This window comes from Propionispora hippei DSM 15287, assembly GCF_900141835.1.
Taxonomy (GTDB): Bacteria; Bacillota; Negativicutes; order Propionisporales; family Propionisporaceae; genus Propionispora; species Propionispora hippei.
The window spans coordinates 48414-68164 of sequence record NZ_FQZD01000014.1 but is presented as its reverse complement, the minus strand read 5'-3'; the positions used below and the strand labels follow the sequence as shown (position 1 = coordinate 68164).

The 19751-nt window shown below is 48.0% G+C and carries 24 protein-coding genes; 23 read left to right on the top strand and 1 reads right to left on the bottom strand.

Translation table 11 applies throughout. The annotated features are described in order from the left end of the window. Positions 1–10: 10 nt before the first annotated feature. The 21 genes from F3H20_RS09955 to F3H20_RS09855 all read left to right on the top strand — a co-directional run bounded on the left by F3H20_RS09955 (position 11) and on the right by F3H20_RS09855 (position 16931). Positions 11–940, top strand: a complete 930-nt coding sequence (locus F3H20_RS09955; RefSeq protein ID WP_149734776.1) for a hypothetical protein — start codon at positions 11–13, stop codon at positions 938–940. Next, a complete protein-coding gene (locus tag F3H20_RS09950) occupies positions 940–1854 on the top strand; it encodes a hypothetical protein (RefSeq protein WP_149734775.1) in 915 nt (304 codons plus the stop codon). Before F3H20_RS09955 ends, F3H20_RS09950 begins: the two co-directional genes overlap by 1 nt. A gap of 60 nt (positions 1855–1914) precedes the next feature. Beyond that, positions 1915–2292, top strand: coding sequence for a diversity-generating retroelement protein Avd (gene avd / locus F3H20_RS09945; protein ID WP_188128269.1), 378 nt, complete (start codon positions 1915–1917; stop codon positions 2290–2292). A 278-nt stretch (positions 2293–2570) separates the two neighbouring features. Next, positions 2571–3605, top strand: coding sequence for a reverse transcriptase/maturase family protein (locus tag F3H20_RS09940; RefSeq protein ID WP_149734773.1), 1035 nt, complete (start codon positions 2571–2573; stop codon positions 3603–3605). Continuing rightward, entirely contained in the window at positions 3606–5045 is a 1440-nt protein-coding gene (locus F3H20_RS09935) for a hypothetical protein (protein ID WP_149734772.1), read from the top strand. A 12-nt stretch (positions 5046–5057) separates the two neighbouring features. Beyond that, positions 5058–5243 (top strand): hypothetical protein, encoded by a 186-nt coding sequence (locus tag F3H20_RS09930; protein ID WP_149734771.1) that lies wholly within the window; start codon positions 5058–5060, stop codon positions 5241–5243. After that, positions 5243–5449, top strand: coding sequence for a CD1375 family protein (locus F3H20_RS09925; RefSeq protein ID WP_149734770.1), 207 nt, complete (start codon positions 5243–5245; stop codon positions 5447–5449). Before F3H20_RS09930 ends, F3H20_RS09925 begins: the two co-directional genes overlap by 1 nt. A 17-nt stretch (positions 5450–5466) precedes the next feature. Further along, entirely contained in the window at positions 5467–5736 is a 270-nt protein-coding gene (locus tag F3H20_RS09920) for a hypothetical protein (RefSeq protein ID WP_149734769.1), read from the top strand. 181 nt (positions 5737–5917) lie between these two features. Then, a complete protein-coding gene (locus tag F3H20_RS09910) occupies positions 5918–6532 on the top strand; it encodes a peptidoglycan recognition protein family protein (RefSeq protein ID WP_149734767.1) in 615 nt (204 codons plus the stop codon). A gap of 75 nt (positions 6533–6607) precedes the next feature. Then, positions 6608–6943 carry a prevent-host-death protein gene (locus F3H20_RS09905; protein ID WP_149734766.1) on the top strand — a complete coding sequence of 112 codons (336 nt, stop codon included), beginning with the start codon at positions 6608–6610 and terminating at the stop codon, positions 6941–6943. A 73-nt stretch (positions 6944–7016) separates the two neighbouring features. Then, positions 7017–7634: a glycoprotease gene (locus F3H20_RS09900; RefSeq protein ID WP_149734765.1), complete on the top strand. Its 618-nt coding sequence runs from the start codon at positions 7017–7019 to the stop codon at positions 7632–7634. A gap of 262 nt (positions 7635–7896) precedes the next feature. Then, positions 7897–8037, top strand: coding sequence for a hypothetical protein (locus F3H20_RS19890; protein ID WP_188128284.1), 141 nt, complete (start codon positions 7897–7899; stop codon positions 8035–8037). 94 nt (positions 8038–8131) lie between these two features. Next, positions 8132–8923 carry a DUF3560 domain-containing protein gene (locus F3H20_RS09895; RefSeq protein WP_149734764.1) on the top strand — a complete coding sequence of 264 codons (792 nt, stop codon included), beginning with the start codon at positions 8132–8134 and terminating at the stop codon, positions 8921–8923. Continuing rightward, positions 8923–9132, top strand: a complete 210-nt coding sequence (locus tag F3H20_RS09890) for a defense against restriction DarA-related protein (protein WP_149734763.1) — start codon at positions 8923–8925, stop codon at positions 9130–9132. Before F3H20_RS09895 ends, F3H20_RS09890 begins: the two co-directional genes overlap by 1 nt. A gap of 74 nt (positions 9133–9206) precedes the next feature. Continuing rightward, entirely contained in the window at positions 9207–9416 is a 210-nt protein-coding gene (locus tag F3H20_RS09885) for a hypothetical protein (protein ID WP_149734762.1), read from the top strand. A 571-nt stretch (positions 9417–9987) separates the two neighbouring features. After that, positions 9988–10407, top strand: coding sequence for a pyridoxamine 5'-phosphate oxidase family protein (locus F3H20_RS09880; RefSeq protein ID WP_149734761.1), 420 nt, complete (start codon positions 9988–9990; stop codon positions 10405–10407). Positions 10408–11027: 620 nt separating this feature from the next. Next, a complete protein-coding gene (locus F3H20_RS09875) occupies positions 11028–12395 on the top strand; it encodes a sn-glycerol-1-phosphate dehydrogenase (protein ID WP_149734760.1) in 1368 nt (455 codons plus the stop codon). A 25-nt stretch (positions 12396–12420) separates the two neighbouring features. Beyond that, positions 12421–13251: an HAD-IIA family hydrolase gene (locus F3H20_RS09870; protein WP_223191714.1), complete on the top strand. Its 831-nt coding sequence runs from the start codon at positions 12421–12423 to the stop codon at positions 13249–13251. A gap of 183 nt (positions 13252–13434) precedes the next feature. Beyond that, the gene (gene tkt, locus F3H20_RS09865) at positions 13435–15426 is read left to right on the top strand and encodes a transketolase (RefSeq protein WP_149734759.1); all 1992 of its coding nucleotides are present in this window, start codon (positions 13435–13437) and stop codon (positions 15424–15426) included. 88 nt (positions 15427–15514) lie between these two features. Next, the gene (locus F3H20_RS09860) at positions 15515–15742 is read left to right on the top strand and encodes a hypothetical protein (protein WP_149734758.1); all 228 of its coding nucleotides are present in this window, start codon (positions 15515–15517) and stop codon (positions 15740–15742) included. Positions 15743–15794: 52 nt separating this feature from the next. Beyond that, the gene (locus F3H20_RS09855) at positions 15795–16931 is read left to right on the top strand and encodes a sensor histidine kinase (RefSeq protein ID WP_149734757.1); all 1137 of its coding nucleotides are present in this window, start codon (positions 15795–15797) and stop codon (positions 16929–16931) included. Between the two features lie 340 nt (positions 16932–17271). On the opposite strand, the gene F3H20_RS09850 is transcribed toward F3H20_RS09855, so the two are convergent. Continuing rightward, positions 17272–17829: a site-specific integrase gene (locus tag F3H20_RS09850; RefSeq protein ID WP_149734756.1), complete on the bottom strand. Its 558-nt coding sequence runs from the start codon at positions 17827–17829 to the stop codon at positions 17272–17274. A gap of 244 nt (positions 17830–18073) precedes the next feature. Here F3H20_RS09850 and F3H20_RS09845 point away from each other — a divergent pair, with 244 nt between their 5' ends. Together F3H20_RS09845 and F3H20_RS09840 are read left to right on the top strand one after the other, a co-directional pair. Then, complete coding sequence (locus F3H20_RS09845) at positions 18074–18661, top strand: sigma-70 family RNA polymerase sigma factor (RefSeq protein ID WP_149734755.1); 588 nt, start codon at positions 18074–18076, stop codon at positions 18659–18661. Between the two features lie 601 nt (positions 18662–19262). Then, positions 19263–19562, top strand: a complete 300-nt coding sequence (locus F3H20_RS09840) for a DUF2325 domain-containing protein (protein ID WP_091748386.1) — start codon at positions 19263–19265, stop codon at positions 19560–19562. Positions 19563–19751 lie beyond the last annotated feature (189 nt).

Here is a 19751-nt window from a genome sequence, read left to right as displayed (position 1 = left end):
GGGTTATTTAATGGCATTGAATGAGGGCAGCTATATTGGATTCGGCCCAATCGTGAAAGGGAGTACGGTGCAGCATGACATCAATCATCTGACCGAGACGGCCGAATATGCTGATAAAATATATCAGCTTGAGACAAACGATTTTGCTATTGGCGGTCCTAGCGGTGTGCTTAACCTGCCGCTGCAGGAGCTGACAAACCGGACGGCATACCTAAAGCAGATGGTAGATGCTTTGCGGGCAGCACAGCCGGGGACTGATGAATATGAAAAGCTCATCGCGGAGATCAAAAGCCTTGATTTCTCAAAGAGCGTAGCGCGGATCAATCATCTTGAACGATTGACGGCAAACGTCATGCTGTCTCTTGAGGCACAGAACATGGCCCCGGAGGGCTATGACGGTATGATTGCTGAAACGTTCAACGGCAGCGCTGATGAGATAGATCAGGCGGTTGCCACGGTTACTTCCGTTGTCTCCGGCGATGATTCTATCGACGTAACCAGCGCCGAGGGCCTTATTATTGGCGCTCACTACCAGCTGACAGACGGTGAGAAAATTGAGGAGGTTCAGGTCAAGAGCCTGAATGTTTCCGGCAGCATAAAGCGCGTTATTTTGACCGGCACGGTCAAGAATCAGTACACAGATGGCCGGGCAAAGCTCTATCGCTCATCCGTGGCCATATACAACGGCAGAGCGTATGGCGGTGGCAACGTTCGGACAGATGAATGGGATTCAAACCATAGTTTCAGCGGCAGCAATACGTCGAAGAATTTAGATACCACGCTTACCTTTGATAACGCTGATGCTTTCACTGTGGACGGTGCCGACCTTGAGAACGGCAAGTTCGTGCTTGGTACTGCGGTTGTAGGTATCGCACTCGTAGCCGAGGGCGGCGGCAGCGGCACTTGGAAGCAGGTTGACGAGGAAGGGGATAACTTATAATGACAACTGATTTTGCAAAGATTTATCCGTACTCCGGGATTGAGACAGTCACTATTGACGGTCAGGAAATGGTTAAGATTCCTAAGTTTTACGTCAAAGTAGGGCTGGCACCGGCAGGAGCAGTACAGGCCGGGAAAAAGTGCTGGTGGATTTCAGACCGGCAGCGCACTGGCTATCATGTTCACCCGGCGTTCGTCCATAATGGCGCTGAAATGTCATGTTTCTATATTGGAGCATACGAGGCATACAATGCAGGTAGCGGCAAGGCTGGCAGCAAGTCGGGACAGACACCTTGGGTGAGCATTGACAATCCGGCCGCCATTTCTGCTTGTGCAGCGCGTAACACGGGAGCAAGCGGCAGCGAGCAGTACGGCTGGCACCTGCAGACGATCTATGAGCGTGCAGCTATTTCTATGCTTATGATGATTGAGCTTGGCACGCCGAATGTGCAGACAGCAATCGCCGCTGGCAATGTTTCGAGCAGCGCCGCTGTGGCCACCGGCAACACGGCCGCAAAGTGGCATGGTATTCATGAGTTCTGGGGAAACGTATGGGAACATACCGACGGAGCCAGAACGGATGCCAGCTCCATATTGCAGATCTTCTCAAAGAACGGCGACGGCACCTATGTAAGCACTGGCGTTGTTCCTTCTGCCGGATGGATAAAGAAAGTTTCGGAGGCCAGTGGAACCAACTTTGACCTCAACGATGTTTTCATTCCTGTTTCTTCTGATGGCACAGAGAGTAATGGTACGTTCAGCGATTATTGCTGGGTAGCTGCTAACTGTGTGCTTTATCAGAGCGGCTGCTGGGGCAACGGCTCGCGGTGTGGGGCTTTTGTGTTCGGCGTCTACAATACGTCGTCGTACCCCGACGCGGGCCTCGGCCTTCGCGTCGCAAAGTATGGAGACTGAAACCTGACAATCTGAACGCTGGCGGCTGCCGCGATAGCGGCGGCCTGAAAGGAAATCGCGGTGCAACATACCAATTTTGACAGAGCAAGAAACCCTCTTATTTTGCAGACAAAATTTGAGGAGATACAGCAATACACGCACAACGCGCTCATGCAATTTCCGAAAAAAGAGCGGTTTTTGTTGTGCGCCGAGATCAAGAATGCTGTTGACGAAACCATGCACAATATCATCCGATTGCGATTGAAGTTTTTCAAAAAGACCACGTTGCAGGATATTGACATTGAGGTTGAATATCTACGGACGCTGGTACGAGAGGCAAACACCTTCGGGTACATATCCAACGGAAAATTGGGCGAATGGATGAGAAGTCTTGACGAAGCAGGCCGCATCATTGGCGGCCTCGTCAAATACTACAAAGAGAAAGCAGCAAAAAAATAATGATTTTGGGCGGTACTTTTTCAACGGCAACTGGGACAACGGCTCGCAGAATGGGGCTTTTGTGTTCAACGTCAACAATACGTCGTCGAACTCCAACACGAACATCGGCCTTCGCGTCGCAAATAATCGCACGGCCAGAAGGTGGAAGGGTTACGGCCCTCCATCCAGCGCCTATTTATTTGGGAGTGCCGTCCATCCTACAAAAGGGAAAATAACAGCCAAAACCGCGCCTCTATGAAAAGCGGCGGCACGGAATATTTTTATAATGGGGATTCAATTTGGTTAGATACAATAATCTTTGGGAGAAGGTTGTCAACTTCGACAATATCTACAGCGGGTATCTTGAAGCAAGGAAAGGACGACGGTATAAAGCGGAGATCATGAGCATAGGTAGCCGGATTGAGAGGATCATCTTTCAGATGATTTTCGAGCTGAACACCGGAGAATGGCGGCCGCAACAGTATTATGAGTTCGAGTGCCGGACGGAGGTAAAACGCAGGATCATAAACGCGCCGACCTTCCGAGACCGGGTATTTCATCATGCACTGGTGCGCATCGTGAAACCACTTTTTGAGAAGAAATTCATCTATGACAGTTACGCTTGCCGAGATGGCAAAGGAACTCATAAAGCGGTGGCACGTCTACAACGGTTCATCCGACGGGCAGCGAGGCAAGGCGACCATGTTTATGTTCTTCAATGCGATATATCGAAATACTATCCATCCATCGACCATGATGTGCTAAAGCGGCAGATCAGGAGGACGATAAGCGACAAGAGATTGCTGGAGGCATGGGACAGACTTATTGACGGTTTCAATGGCGATACTGAAAAGGGGTTGCCAATAGGAGCGCTAACGAGCCAGCTATGCGCCAACATATATCTTGACCCGCTCGATCACTTTGCGAAAGAGTGCATACGGGCGAAGATGTACCTGCGATACATGGACGATTTCATATTTGTTTCGACGAATAAGGCGGAGCTGAAAAGCATTCTTGCTGATGTGAAGTGGTTCATTGAATGCCATCTTAAGCTGAAGCTCAATCCCAAAACAGCTATTTTCCCGGCCAATCATGGAGTTGATTTTGCCGGCTACAGGACTTTCAAGTCCCGTATACTGCCGCGAAAAAGGAACATCAAAGCAGCGAAGATCAGATTCAAAGGCCTGTCTTATAAGTACAGGCACGGAAAGGCCAGTATTGAGGACGTGCGCTCCCGCGTAGCGTCCTTTTTGGGTTACACAAAACACTGTAAAGCACATAAGACAGCGGCCTCTACGCTGCGCTGGCTTGTGCTAAGAAAGGGGAATAAATAAATGGCAAGAACAGCACTTATCAAGACTACGACTGCCAGTCAGCGCGATTGCTCGTCTTTTTCCACGGTAACGGGGATCGCGATAACGGCAGACATTCCAACCGGCTGCGATATGCGATTCGGGGTGAAGGTTGATGATGGGACGTACAAAAAGTACGATACCAGCACCAGCGCATGGAAAGACCTCACCACGCAGGATATGACGGCGGCAACGCTTCTGACGGAGGGAAACACGAAGGCTGAATTGGAGGCACTCACCAGCACGGCACTGGCACCGATGGCGGGGAATACGGTCAATTTCGCCGTAGCTATTTCGATGGGGGACACGGCCACGGCTTCGCCTTCCATCACGTCCATCAAGATTTCCGGCGCGACCGGCAGCACGGTAACGCAGGAAACAGTGGAGAGCGACGCGATCACTCTTTCAGAGAGCGACGGAGCCGTGGAAATATTGAGTATTGACGTAAGCAAGACCGAGGTATCAGGTGGCACCGTTTCTCTGCTTGCATCTATTCAGGACGCAGGCGGAACGTGGGGAGCCTATGCAGACTATACGAAGTTTGTCACCAGCCCGGCGGCAACCGCAAAAGCGGTCAAGTTCAAGGCGGTTCTGAATGCACCTACGCCCGGAACCAGTATCGCGAAGATAAACAGCGTCAGCATCAAGCACCGGACTGATAACGTGGCGGTATTCAGTGAGGGTACCGGCGTATGTATCACCAAGACCTATGATTTCGTCAATACGATTGGCCGCGCTCATCTGATGGTTAAGCACCCGATTGTGCAAGATACGGAGATTTCGGCCTTTGTATCGCTGCGGGAGCCGCCTTCCTACGTGACAGGCGAAGTGCTGGGTACCGGCGACGGAGCGCAGCATACAGTCAAACTGGCGCATACAGATAACCTTGCTTCTCATGGGTTCGCGCTTTACTTTGACGGCACGGTGCAGAACGCCGCTGACTACTCATACAGCCCGACCGACGGACAGGTAACTTACACCGCACCGAAGGGCGAGACAGTTACGACGGACTATATCCACGGTTGGAGCGCCGAAACCTTTGTGCCTATGACACATGATACGCAGTACCCGGACAAGAACGATAATTCTTTGGTTGACGATCAGTACGACTACGTCGCCACGAAGGACGCAGATCCGAAGGGCAGCGTAGGGACAGTCAAGGTATCGCTCAAGCAGAATACCGGCACTGAAAAAAATGTTGCTCTTGGCACGGCAACCGGTGAGCAGCAGAGCTTTAAGCTGGCGCACCACGCGAAGCCGGAAACGATTGTTGTTACACCGGCAACGGCCGTATGGAAGTACAAGGATAACACCGATGTGCTTCTGGTTACTGGTTCTAAAGGCGATTCGCTGGCCGTATCTTACGATTGGGCAGCACGGACGAATTACCTCGAATCTTTGGCCTGCATCTTCAATGAATAAGGGGGAATTGATATGTTTACACAGAACAGCAACGCCGTCCGCCGCCGGGCGAAGCAGGAGAAGAAAGACACTACTAGGAATCTTTCTGACGCTCAAGATACTATTGTTGCTCTGACCGAAAAGGTCAATAAGAAAGATCAGGAGATTGAAGACCTGCAGGCGCAGGTTCTTAGTCTCATGGAAGGGGGTGCAAAATAATGGCAGAAACGACTACTACCACAACCACAACCACTACCACGCGTAATTGGCCTTTGCTCCGCATTTACGCTGCGGTCATTACGAGAGGCAGCCGCACGGTTGAATCCGTGCCGGAGAAGTACCGTACAGACGTGCAGGACTTCATGGGAGACAAGCTGGCAGACAACTACGGGCAGCACTACAGCGATTACTACAGATACATCTGATGCGGGGAGGAAGCACGATGGACGATCAAGAATTTCGCGTTTCTCTTTCAGAGAGGCTATCAAAGATTGAGACGCAGATCCAGTATATCCAACAGTCCATCGACTACATTCGCCAGTTCGGCGAGCGGTTGGCTGCTGTAGACAGCCGCTCAAAAAGTAATACCCACCGTCTTGATAGCATAGACGAGCGAGAGAAAGAGCGTGATAGGCGAGCGATGCAGAAGGCAGCTATTATGGCTACGATTGTATCTGCCATCATTAGCGCTGGCGTGGCTTTGTTGAGGTGATTATGTTGGAGAGAATAATCAATACGGAGATGATAGTAGGATTGGGGCTTGTGATAGCCCTAGTATCTGCTATATTTCTTGGGATGAACGAGTTGGCTATGTCACTGGGAAGCGGCTTAGTCGGCTATATGGGTGGGAAGCACCTGCCCGAAAAGCGAAAGACTAAGGAGGGGGAATCCGAATGAGGAAAGTTACGATTGCAGAATTAAAATCTATGGCAGAGCAGGCCCGGCAGTCTATTTGGGACGCAGCCGGATCATACGACCGCGTGCCAAAGATTTATCTGCATTGGAGCGCCGGTCATTACGGCCAGTTTTTTTCTGATTATCACGTCAATATCGACGCTGACGGCAGCATCTATGTTAGTACCGACGATTTGAGCGAAGTCAAGAACCATACGTGGAAGCGTAACACCGGAGCTATTGGCGTTGCCTTGGCTTGCGGGGTAGGTTCGGGATCACAGTCCCTTGGCAACGAACCGCCGACGGCTGCACAGATTGAGGCTATGGCACAGGTTGTTTGTGCCTTGGCAGATGGCTTGTGGCTGACGATCAGCAAGGAATGCGTTTTGACGCACGGCGAAGCCGCGAACAATGAGGACGGCGAGACCGGCTACCACAATCCCTATGCTTGGTGGAATGACAGTTACGGCGACGGAGACACGCGGGGAGACCTTGAGTATCTCGGCACCGACGAAAGCCCGTCCTACAACCCGGACGCGACCGACGGCAGCCGGGGCGGCGACATCATCCGCGGGAAAGCAAATTGGTACAGGCAGCAGGAAGATAATAAGTGAGAATCTAAAATGTGAAATTGGGATTTGACTTGTTTGTAAAATGTTAATTGAGAAAATGAAATGGAGGAATTTCAAATGACTATGGAAGAATTTAAAAATCAGGTACAGGCAGCAGCGGAGGAACTCTTGAGCGGTGATGTGAAGGACGCAATCATCACGGGTATTCGTGATGTTGTTCTGCCAGCATTGAAAGAAGTAGCTGACCCATTCACGGCGAAGCTGAAAGAGGACGCAGCAGCAGAATCCGGCTGGGTTAAGTTCCGCGATGGCGTATTCATTCCGGGCGTAATCAGCATCGCTTTCTGGGTATCTGAAAAGCTGATTGATAAGATGGCAGAAAAAGAAACGGCGGCCATTCCTGCTGATACGCAGGACGCAGCCGCTACAACGCCGGAGCAGGTTACGGCTTGATTGTTTTATGATGAATCCCCGGTGCTTCTTTTGAGGCGCTGGGGATTTTTTCTGTATGATGAGGGAGGATGAAATGGAATACATAGAAAAGAATTGGAAGAAATTGCTGACGCTACTCATTGTTACCCTGCTTGTTATCGGCGGGGCATTATGGTTTTTCCGTTGGCAGCAGCGGCAGCAGGAGATACTGCACGAAGCCCAGCAGGTGACACAGGAGCAGGAGCAGAGTATCAAAGGATTGCAGGACAAGCTACAGATCAGCACCGATAACGCTACGATGCTTGCTGACAAGATTGGTCAGATTCAAGCAGCAGGTAGCACGGTTAAGCCAAGCATCACGTTCCACGTAACAGCCCCGACAGTGCAGGCAGCGGCGGATGATGTGCAACAGCGGATCACTGCCGGAGACACGACGCTTCCGGCAGCAGCGATTGAACAGACTGACAGGACAGTTGTAACGCCGATAACGCAGGACGAGACCGGGCAGGCGCTTCCGGCAGACCAACAAAAAGTTGACGTATACAAAATCAACCTGCGCAAAGATCACCGAATAAAGGCCGGAGTAACAGCGGTTGACGGCAGAGCATATCCAACGATTGGCTACGAGCAAGGGCGTGCCGAAGGTTTGGTACACTTCGACGGCTGCCGCCCAGACGGAGTAACGATTCTTTACAATGTGGTTGAGTGGTGAACCATTTTAGTGGTAGTACGAATTACTGCGGATAGCCGGGGCTTTATGCCTCGGCTATTTTTATTTGTGTAAATTATTATTTCAAATACATTAAATACGCTATGTCTCTTTTATAATGCCTGTATAACACTAAAAATAATTATTATATTTATTGATTAAACACTTTACAAATAATTGAATGCGAGCTATAATTGATTTATCGAAAGAGAACAAGAAAAGGGAACAAGAAAGGATGATTGAAATGAGGATGAAAAAGAGAGTTTTGTGGGCGTACTTGGACGGTAAGAAATTGGTGGAGGTAATTCAGGCGGCGCTGGACAACAACATGATGGTGGCAGACATGAAGAAGGTTCTCGTGAAAGAGAATATCGGACATGAAGTTACGTTCAAGATTGAGGAGTGAACGCTTATCGCAGAGTGGCGGCTTTTCGGGGCCGTTAATGCGGCGAGCCGGTCACAAGCCCGGCAGGCACGCAAAATTTAAGGAGGAAGATAATATGAATGCTTATGAGGAAAAGGTGGAGGCCCGTAAGGAATACTATGAAAAGAAGGCGGCAGCAGCTAGGGCCGAGAGCAGCGCCCGCTGGGATGAATCACGCAAGATGGCAAGCCGAATCCCGTTTGGTCAGCCGATATTGGTTGGCCATCATTCAGAGCGCGCCGACCGGGCCTATCGTGACAGGATTTTCAAGACCGGTGAAAAGGCTTACGAGGCTGGAAAGAAGGCCGACTACTACGAAGAAAAAGCGGAGGCTACCGGACGGGGCGGAATCAGCGCCGACGATCCCGACGCGATCAAGAAGCTGGAAGAAAAGCTGGAAAAGCTCGAGACACTGCAGAGCAATATGAAAGCGGCCAACCGCTCAATCCGATTGAAGGACACTGAAAAAGGCGATGCACAGCTCCGGGAGCAGGGCTACACTGACAAAGAAATCGAAGGCTTGAGAACGCCGAGCTGCTTTGGTCGTATTGGATATGCGCCTTATCAGCTGTCAAATAACAATGCGAACATCAGCAACGTGAAGAAGCGTATCGAGAATCTAAAAAAGCTTCAGGAGGTTCAGGAAACGCCTGACGAGGAGACAGACTTATACACATATAGCATTTACGACAATCGCTGCCAGTTCCTGTTTGACGGCAAGCCAGAGCCAGCGGTGATTGGGATTTTGAAGCGACACTCTTTCAAGTGGTCGCCGTCACGTAAAGCGTGGGTGCGGCAGGCGACTGGGAACGGGATTTACGCTGCCGGACAGGTGAAGAAGCAGCTGGCAGAAATGGAGGAGATTTGATGTTGCACCGATACTATCTGACGCAGCGCCCCGTATCTATTGGGACGCAGCCTAAAGGCTTTTTCTCTTTCAGCGACGATCCCGGGGAACTCCCGAATGGGATCACATACTATGGGCACGTCGATTATGACCGCGACCTGACAGATCAGGAGGTCAAGGAATACGAGCTTTACGACGGTGGCAAGAATTTTAATGCTCTCGACGGCTGAATGGTATGATTACGGTGGACTTGAGAACATTTTATGATATAATATACCGTAAAGCGTTTTCGGGAGGCGATAATTTGGAGAAGGTTGACGGACGGAAAAACAATGGCGGCCATCGCAAAGGAAGCGGCAGGCCGAAGCTCATGCCCGGAGAAAGCAAGCAGCGTGGCATACACATGATACGAGCCTTTGATGATGAATATAAAATCATAAAGCGCTTCATATCCCTTGTGCGAAAAGACCGGAGCCGCTGCGAGGCAGCTCTTAAAATCCTAGAATTGAAGTGATAAATTTTGGCCTATAGATTACCTTGCTATAGTAAACCGCCGGTAAGCAGACCAAGAGCGTGTTTGGCCGGACGAATTGATCGGTTCTTATATAACAAAAAATCAGCCAAATCCAATGAAGCGAAACGCTTTGGCTGATACATCGTTGTATGCATGAAGAGTTAGGTGATATTGGTAATGCAGGGCAATATCGGAAAATTTAACCTTAAAATAATCTTAATTCATAAACTCCCTGCAGTCAATAAGAATAAGTTAAATAATGACTGATTTTGTCAGTTTGACAAACTTTTTGTCTGTCTTTGTGCGCCTTGGGAAGACAGGAGTATGTAGCGATAGTGTGGAAGTAGGCAGGAGGATTTACGAGGACTCGAATAAGATTGCTATGAATATTTTGAGCCGAAAGCTTGACGATAGTCTGAGTATCAAATTCTATGTTTACTGTATCGCTATGCTGGGACGGGTCAATATTGAATGGATATGTGGCAGCTTACCCCACGAAAAAGTGGGTAATATACCACTCTTGTCCACAACGCTATAATGAAGGTAACAATATATTGTGGGAGTGGTTACGGTGCGCGACGTGGAAAAAACGATTGGTAATTTGATTGATAAGCAAAGTATTGCCTTTATCGGATCGGTAGATGAAGAAGGATTTCCCAATATGAAAGCCATGCTGGCACCCCGCCAGCGGATTGGAATCAGGGAGTTCTATTTAACGACCAATACCTCGTCCTTACGGGTACGACAATACAGGGAAAATTCAAAAGCCAGCCTGTATTTTTGCGACAGGCGTTTTTTTCGCGGCGTCATGCTAAAAGGGAAGATGGAAGTGCTGGAAGACGCGGCTGTCAAAGCAATGATCTGGCGTGAAGGAGATACGCTGTATTATCCGTTGGGCGTCACCGATCCTGATTATTGTGTCCTGAGATTTGTAGCGGAAGCAGGCCGGTATTACAGCAACTTTGCCTCGGAAAGTTTTATTGTGGAGTAAGATTTAAAACGGAACGCCTGGGTGATAGGGGTTGCCTGCCGGACAGCAAGAGGCAGCAGATTTTAATTTCGGGTAAGAGTTTAACCTGCAAGCCGATTTGATGAAGAAGTTAATGCCTGGCCTCATTCGGCTGGTATTGATGCTGGTTGTGTTATGCAAGGTTAGACAAGGGGTATCGCTAATTAAATTTAGTGGATTACTGATCGGATTTGGTGCGATTATCGGTATATTAGGGATATTTTAAGAGAAGTGTATATAGGAGTTTGTTCTACAATAAGGGTTTTTGCGAAAACCCTTATTGTTGTTTTCTCACGAAGCACTTTGAACAAGGTATGTTTAGTAAGGGTGATGAGGAAACTATAAAAAAATATCCTAGGTTACTTGAAAATAATATCGTGATCATATAAAATAAAAAGTGATAATATACAATAAAAAGTGATAACATACAATAAGAAAATAAAAAAATAAAATAACCAATAAAAGAATGTTTGCAAATGTAAAAGTACTAAATCGCTATATTATGTTAGCACTTTTTATTGAGATTATAGGTTTTGGTTTTACCAAAGCTTTGTAGGCTGGTTTGCGTAAAACTACAAATATTAAGTTAGGATGTGATGTTCATGGGTTTGACATTAGAAAATGTGGGTAAAATGGAAATCAATGAATTTTTGGGAAGCACTCTGGAATGCCAATGCGGTAAACCCCATAGTGTTAACATTGACAAGATTATTGTGGAAAACGGAGCCATTAATAAGCTCCCCGGCGTACTGGCTGAAATGGGCTGCAAAAACGCTTTGGTTGTAGCTGACTCACATACCTTTGAAGTAGCCGGTAAAAAAGTGGCTGAACTCTTAACTGCCAGCAATCTGAAGCATAAGGTATTTGTCTATCAGTCGCAGGGCCATCTCGTACCGAACGAAGAAGCGGTAGGCAAACTGGTGCTGCAGGTGGAAAAAACCACCGACGTGATTGTAACTGTAGGCTCCGGCAGCTTGAATGATTTGGTTAAGTTCGCTAGCTGGCTGATCAAGGTTCCTTCGGTTTGTGTGGCCACCGCTCCCTCCATGGACGGCTATGCTTCCGATACTTCGGCTTTAATTATCGACAATTTGAAGACCAGTGTCACCTCCGATTACCCTAAAGTTATTATCGGCGACGTAGACATTTTGAAAGAAGCTCCCATGAGCATGATCCTGGCTGGCTTCGGTGATATTATCGGCAAGTATTCGGCCCTCAATGACTGGCTGATCAGTGAAATAGTCAACGGCGAATATCATTGCCCGGTAACCGCCAAAATCTCCAGCGACGCCATTGAAAAATGCGTAACCCAAATGGAAGGCGTGAAGAAAAGGGAAGACGACGCCATCAGGAATCTGATGGAAGGTCTGGTCCGCACCGGTATCGCCATGAGCTTTGTCGGTAACTCCCGTCCTGCATCCGGCTGCGAACATCATATTGCCCACTTCTGGGAAATGGCCTTCCTGTTCGCCGGTAAAGAAGCTTTGCTCCATGGCACAAAAGTCGGCATGACCAGCGTCATTACCGCCAAACTGTATGAACTTTTGACTACGGCCAAGATAGATTTTGACAAGGCGATTAGTGTGGCTAAAGCCTTTGATGAAAAAGCCTGGAAGGAAAAAGTCATTGCCATGTATGGTAAAGCTTCACCGGGAATTTTAAAATTAAGCGAAAAAGACGGCAGAAACTCTATCGAAAAACGGATTGCCCGGATTCAAAAAATCAAAGAAAATTATGAAGCGATTATGAAAATTGCCAAAGCTGCACCGTCGGCAGCCAAGGTAAGATCGCTTATGGAAAACGCCGGTGCTCCGGTAAAACCCTGTCAAGTCGGTATTGATGACGCAACGGCCCTGAACGGTATTATCATGGCCAAAGAAGTCCGTCCCCGCTATAGCGTTCTTAACTTGCTGTCTGATGTAGCTATTTTGGAAGATCTGGCTAAGGAAGCGGCTGAATACGTAAAATAAACAGGTAAAGGAAGAAAATAACTATATGTATAGCATTGAGCAAGCCATGGATAAGGCGTATGCCCAGGAAGTACTGAAAAAGATTAAATGCTTTGTATTTGACATGGACGGGACCATCTATCTGGAAAGCAAGATTTTGGACGGAGCCATCGAGTTTCTGCACAAACTGGAAGAAAACAATGTAATGATCCGCTTCTTCACTAATAATTCTTCAAAAAATAATAAAGTATATGTGGACCGTATTACCAAAATGGGTTATCCTGTAACTGAGGAAAAGATTTTTATTTCCAATCATGTTATCATCTCACATTTACTGGATAACATGCCGGAAAAGACCGTGTTTGTATTAGGTAACCAATACTTGCAGAATGATTTTAAAGAAGCCGGCGTAAAACTAGTGGAAGAGAACCCGGACATTGTGGTTGTTGGCTTTGATACGTCCCTGGCCTATGACCGTTTAACCAAAGCTTGTACCTTTATCCGTAACGGGGCAACGTTCTACGGTGTAAATCCTGACTTTAACTGCCCAATGGTAGACGGCTATATTCCTGACTGCGGCTCCATTTGCGCACTGATTACCGCTTCGACCGGCAGGGTTCCTGAGTTCTTCGGCAAACCGACCGTTCACACGCTGGAGTATATATTGAAGAAAACCGGCTTAAAGGAAGAGGAAATCGCTATTGTCGGTGACCGGCTGTATACCGATATTGCCTTGGCGAAGGGCAATAAGGTGACCTCCATTCTGGTGCTCACCGGTGAAAGTACGCTGGAAGACGTCCCGCAGGCGGAGGTAAAACCGACTTTGATTTTCCGGTCGTTGAAAGAAGCACAGCCTGTTATTGACGCACTCTATTAATTGCTGAAAATTAACGGAATGATCTTAGGCGCAAAGAGCGCCGTCAGAGAGTGGTTGCTGTAATTTTACAGATTAACAACATAGATACGTTATCGTTCAGGTTGCTAATACTATGTTGCTGTTAGCAACCTGAATTGTATTTGGGCGCTGGGTATAATCATGGTATAAAGGAGAGGATTGTTTATGGATCGTGGTATTGAGCAGCTGGCGGTAAGCACGCTGCGTACTCTGGCGATTGACTCCATTGAAAAAGCCAATTCCGGTCATCCCGGGATGCCTATGGGCGCGGCGCCCATGGCGTATACGCTCTGGACGAAGCATATGACTCACAACCCGGTTAATCCGGATTGGTTCAACCGGGATCGTTTTGTTTTGTCGGCGGGGCATGGCTCGGCCCTGCTTTACAGCCTGCTGCACTTGTCCGGCTATGATGTAACACTGGAGGACTTGAAAAACTTCCGGCAATGGCAAAGCAAGACGCCCGGCCATCCTGAGTACGGACACACACCGGGGGTAGATGCAACGACGGGTCCATTGGGGCAGGGAATTCCCATGGCCGTAGGCATGGCCATGGCCGAACGGCATTTGGCAGCCCGCTACAACCAAAAGGGCTATGACCTGATTAATCATTTCAGCTACAGCCTTTGCGGCGACGGAGATTTAATGGAAGGGGTTTCCGGCGAAGCCGCCTCACTGGCCGGACATTTAAAGCTGGGACGGCTGATCGTGCTGTATGATTCCAATGATATCTCGCTGGACGGCAAGCTGAACCTGTCGTTTTCCGAGGATGTAAAAAAGCGGTTTGAGGCCTATGGCTGGCAGGTTTTGTATGTGGAAGACGGCAACGATATCGCCGCGATCGACGCGGCGTTGACGGCGGCCAAGAAGGAATTGAACAAACCGACCTTAATTGAAGTAAAGACGGTGATCGGCTTCGGTTCGCCGAAGAAGGCCGGGACTTCCGCCGCCCATGGTTCGCCCCTGGGGCGGGAAGAAGCAAAAGCTACCAAACAAGCCTACCAATGGATTCATGAAGAATTCCATGTTCCTTCCAAGGTGTACAAACATTTTGGGCAGGCGGTAAAAGAACGGGGCATTCAGGAACAGGCGGTTTGGAAGGCCATGTTTGCCAGTTACAAACAGGAGTTTCCCGAATTGGGCCGTGAATTGGAAACGGCCATGGCCGGTAAATTGCCGGAAGGCTGGGAACGGCAGCTACCGGTTTATGAAGGTGGGAAAAAACTGGCAACCCGGTCCTCTTCCGGCGAAGTCATCAATGCGTTGGCTAATCAGATTTCTTGTCTGTTTGGCGGTTCCGCCGATCTGGCCAGCTCCAACAAGACGGCAATGAAAAACGGCGGCAATTTCAGCGCCGAAGACTACCAGGGCGCCAACATCTGGTTTGGTGTGCGGGAATTTGCCATGGGCGCCATTTTAAACGGAATGGCTTTGCACCGGGGACTCAGGGTCTTTGGCGGAACCTTTTTCGTTTTTGCCGATTACCTGCGGCCGGCTATCCGGTTGGCTGCCTTGATGGGCCTGCCGGTTACCTATGTATTTACTCACGACAGCATTGCTGTCGGCGAAGACGGTCCGACGCACGAACCGATCGAACAGTTGGCTTCGCTGCGGGCAATGCCCAATCTCAGCGTTATTCGTCCGGCTGACGGCAATGAGACGGCTGCTGCCTGGAAGCTGGCGCTGGAATCCTCCAAGACACCTACGGCGCTGGTGCTTTCCCGGCAGGACCTGTCCCATGTGACGACGCCGGAAGCAGCCCGTGCCGGTGTGGCCAGAGGCGCCTATGTGCTGGCTGCGGCAGAAAATCCACAGGCTCTGCTCCTGGCTTCCGGTTCGGAAGTGGAATTGGCGTTGGCGGCACAGAAGCAGTTGTCAGCGGAAAATATTGCCGTCTCGGTAATCAGTTTTCCCTCGTGGGATCGCTTTGAAGCACAGCCGCCGGAATACAAAAAGAGCGTACTGCCACCGGACGTACCGGCCCGGTTAGCCATTGAAATGGGAGCGTCCCTGGGTTGGCACCGTTATACCGGCAGCGGTGGCGACGTACTGGCCATTGATACCTTCGGAGCGTCAGGCAATGGCGAACGGCTGATTAAGGAATACGGTTTTACCGTGGAAAATGTAGTAGACCGGGTGAAAGCACTGCTGGTTTAATGCGTGATTTGATATAATTGTGATAGAATAGACAAAAAGATTACTCATTGCAAGTAATCTTTTTGTTTTGGGCTAGTGGTTACTATCCTTGAAACAGAAATTGCCGGCGGTCAATATGTCGTCGGTCAACGTGCTGCGGTATGCTTTTTTCCTCACTTTGACTGACAAAATACTGCCTCGCCATCATTTTCCCGGTTCAAAGTTGGCGAGCCGCCGGATAGCCCATAAAAATGCAAAAATAGATAAAGAAAAAATGTCCGCCAAGCAGGTAATGGAAGAGCGTTTACCGAATCTGGATGGGTATGAGCCATGCTGAGCGGCTGGCGCGGTTAAAGAAAGACAGAAAACGGCAAACACAGGGTGAAAGCATGAACAATACAATTGACGGAAAAATACTTGATAAGATTGTAAAAAACACATTAGACGCCATTGAACAAAGCAAGATGCAAATTTTTGATATTTATGAGGCCGCGAAAAATGAAATGGAGTCTGTGAAAAAAGATGTAGAACGGGTAAAGCAGGCTACAGTGGATATTATTTTCGTCGTGGACGAACTGGAGCAAAAGGAAAAAAGAGCCCGGCTGAAACTGATGGCTGTAAGCCGCAATTTTCATATCCACACCGAAGAGGATATAAAGAAGACCTATGACGAAACCAAAAATATCCAGGTAGAGCTGGCGGTGGCCAGGGAACATGAGCAAAACCTGAAGCGGCAGCGGGACGATCTGGAGATTCGCCTGCGGTCGCTGAAGAAGACGGTAGATAAAGCCCAAAATTTAGTTTCCCAGGTCGGTGTAGTGTTAGGCTATCTGGGCAGCCAGATGGAAGGCGTGGCTGTTCAACTGGAAACTCTGCAGCAGAGCCAGGCCTTTGGCGCGAAAATTATCAAGGCTCAGGAAGAGGAACGCCTGCGGGTGGCGCGGGAGATTCATGACGGTCCGGCCCAGGCTATGGCTAATGTGGTTTTTCGGGCCGAAGTCTGTGAGCGGTTGATTGATGTGGATGTGGAACGGGTAAAAACCGAACTGAAAAGCTTAAGGACTCAGGTTCGGAGCTGTTTGAAAGAAACACGTAAAATTATCTTTGATTTGCGGCCTATGACTTTAGATGATCTGGGGTTATTGCCCACGGTGCGACGTTTCTTGGAGACTATGCAGGACCGGAGCGAGCTTATTTGTGAAGTCCGGACCATTGGTGAGGAAAAACGCCTCGACCCTTATGTTGAAATCGGCTTATTCCGGGTTATTCAGGAAGCGGTCAATAATGTGGAAAAACATGCTCAAGCCAGCAGGGTTCTGGTTTTTATTGAGTTTCGCCGGGATTTTGTTATGGCCATTGTCGATGATAACGGCAAGGGCTTTGACGTGGATAGTGCTGCCATTGGTATTGAAAGCTTCGGGGTTCTCGGTATGCGGGAACGTATTAACCTCTTAAGGGGACGGTTGGAAATCAAATCGGAAGAGGGCAAAGGGAGCCGGGTCATTATCAAAATTCCTCTGAACTAACGGGTACACCCGGGCTGCTCAGGGAATTACTGATTATCTGCCCGGCGTGTCCAGGCGGGTATTTTCCGTCTCGAGGTTGCTTTGGCGGAATAGAATAGAGAAAGCATAACTTTGGAACGATAAAGTTATGCTTTCTTTTTGCTAAGGTGCTAAAGTAACACAATAGACTTGTGTTACACGATAGAAGAGTTACTTACACTTACTTCTTTTCCAATGTCTTCTATTTTAAGGTAACAAAATCCTCTTTATTTCTCTTAATTATTACAAAAAAGTAAATGGATACAAAAAAATAGACATGTTGGTTTAACTTACATAAATTGTATCGTCAGTACAGAAAAACTTATAGATTTAACGTTATGTACACCGTATCAAGTTCTTCTTTGGTAATACCAATATAGGATAAGGTAATGCTGGGAGCGGAATGGTTGAGCAATTTTTGAATCTTGGTAATATCGACGCCGTTTTTGTAAGCCCAGTAGCCAAAAGTTTTCCGCAGCGTGTGCGTGCCAATTGCTTCTTTCAGGCCAATCGTCCGGGCAGCGTGATTGATGATCCGGTATGCCTGAATGCGGGTAATTGGCCGGTTGCCCTTTTTGCTTTTAAACAGCCATTGGCCGTTAGGCCCCACTTCGGCAAGGTATTCCTCAATCGCCTTTTTACAAGTATCGGATAGGGGAAAATCTTTTGTTTTGCCTGTCTTTTTCTCACGGAGAATAATCCGGTCTTTTTCATTGACATCCTCAATCGTTAACAATAACAAATCAGAAATTCGCAGACCGCTATTGATTCCTAGGACGAAGAGCAGGTAATTGCGCAGGCTGTTTTTCTTAAAATGACGTTTAATCTGTTCAATTTGACGTTTCGAACGAATAGGTTCTACATATTCGATAAAAACCACATCCTTTCCAGAATTTTCTGCTATGGCGATATAGTTAATTTCATTATTATGGGCAAAAGTCCTTGTTTTTTTGTCGAATTTTGCGTTTTAAGCATGAACGTAAAGTAACACAAGTCTATTGTGTTACTTTACGTTCATGCTTGTTTTATATTAGCAACGGATGACAGAAGAAAGCATTCATTGTCCTTGCCGCTGTGCAGTCGCAGGGGATATGCTAGATAAATCATAGGGTAGAGGGATAACCATGCTAACTTGTTGTTTTGACGACTCGGGAAATATCATTGAAGAAGAGTTTAACCGTATCGTAAAGCGCTTTAGAAACAGCATTTACGCCTATGCCAACCGTTATTACCTGCCGGGGGGCGATGTGGATGATTTGTACCAATGGGGGCTGCTGGGACTATACAAGGCGGTTTTACATTATGTGCCCAATGAAAAATATAGCTTTGAAGTCACGGCCTTAATCAATATTAAGAACATGATGAAGTCGGCGATCCGGATGGCCAACCGGAATAAGCACAAGGCCGCTAATACTGCCTGCTCCTTGTATTTCAGCGGGGACAACGGGACAGATGAATTTCTGGATAGGCTGATATTGGATCAGCGGCTGGATGACCCGCTGGCTGTGATATTGGACCGGGAAACAGTGGAAACCATGCTGCGGGTGATCGAAAGTTATTTAACCGACCGTGAACGAAGCATTATAAAGCTGTATATATGCGGCTATAAGCCGCGTCATATATCGGAAAAATTGCAATGCAAGCCTAAAACGGTGGATAACGCCATCCAGCGGGTAAGGCGTAAGCTGGCAAAATATTTCCGCTCGGCATAACCCTAGTACTTTATCAATCTTAATAAACATTGCCGGTCTATTTTTCGCATCACTTCGCTGTCGTAGACTTACCTATGTTCGATAAGCGCTCCTGCCCTTTCCGCCTTGCCTTACGAAAAAATCCCTCCCGATTTAATTTGCGTTTTCAGAGTTAATCGAGCACCAGGCATATTTTTCAAACTATAAGAAGCGTTCCCTGACGGCTCTTTTTGTGCCATACTTCGATAAGATTTTTTTGAAACAGGGGCTGCTTTCCTGCAAAAGAATAATTTGTCTGGCGCAAAAATACTCGTCATGGAGCATTTCCGTTAGTTTGAAACACGCCCTAGAAAAGCAAACGAAACTTGCGAGTATTTGTTGACAGATTTCCGTATTGACGATATGATAAGAAATAATCATATACTAATACCATCAGCGAGTAGAATGCAGCCGCATTCTTTTGTTGGCGCTACGGCGGTGTGCTGTGACGCAGGATACGACCGACTGGATAACCGGAGGCCGGAATGAATGACATTGTCATCATTCCGGCTTTTTATATGATCAGAGAGGCGCGCCCGCTTTGGTCATAAGCGAATGACCAATATGTAAAGAGGTGAGAAAGATGTCGGTATTAATTATTGGCGCCGATAATCTCGGAAGAATTGAGAAAGAGTTGCAGGAATTAGGCATTCATCATATTGAACATATTACAGGTAGGAACGCGGCGGATAAGAAAAAATTCAACATTCCGAAAGCCACCCGTCTGATTGTTGTGTTGACCGATTACATCAATCACAATACGGCGCAGAATGTGAAGCAGCTTGCCAAGCTAAGAGGAGTACCCCTGGTTTTTGCCAAGCGTTCCTGGTCTTCGGTGGGTCAGAAATTGACCGGAGCCGGACTGCAGGTAAAGGAAGGCTGATTAGTAGTTGGCGTTACTTAAATACCTATGATTTAAGTGACGCAAATAGTGGTTCATCAACTTTGAAATTACAATTTCTTCACGGATCTTTTTCTGTAAGGTTTCGTTGTCGTCGGTTTACCTATGTTCGCTAGGCGCTCTTTCGTCACCCTGCCTTACGCAAAAATTCCCGCAAATTTAATTTGCACT